Origin of the sequence: Shewanella litoralis (genome assembly GCF_009828585.1) — a bacterium.
GTDB classification, from domain to species: domain Bacteria; phylum Pseudomonadota; class Gammaproteobacteria; order Enterobacterales; family Shewanellaceae; genus Shewanella; species Shewanella litoralis.
The window spans coordinates 1-229 of record NZ_WSRZ01000179.1 but is presented as its reverse complement, the minus strand read 5'-3'; the positions used below and the strand labels follow the sequence as shown (position 1 = coordinate 229).

1 protein-coding gene is annotated in these 229 nt (G+C 47.2%); it reads left to right on the top strand.

All coding sequences use genetic code 11. The annotated features are described in order from the left end of the window. On the top strand, nucleotides 1–229 hold a 229-nt coding region (locus GQA99_RS20740; protein WP_206194613.1), incomplete at both ends, for a hypothetical protein.

The following is a 229-nucleotide window of genomic DNA, read 5'->3' as shown; positions in this document are numbered from 1 at the left end:
AAGAGTTATCAGCAATTTTCAGCAACATCCAGAGGGCTGTTCCACAGGTGCCAAGAGTTATCAGCAATTTTCAGCAACATCCAGAGGGCTGTTCCCCAGGTGCCAAGAGTTATCAGCAATTTTCAGCAACATCCAGAGGGCTGTTCCACAGGTGCCAAGAGTTATCAGCAATTTTCAGCAACATCCAGAGGGCTGTTCCCCAGGTGCCAAGAGTTATCAGCAATTTTCA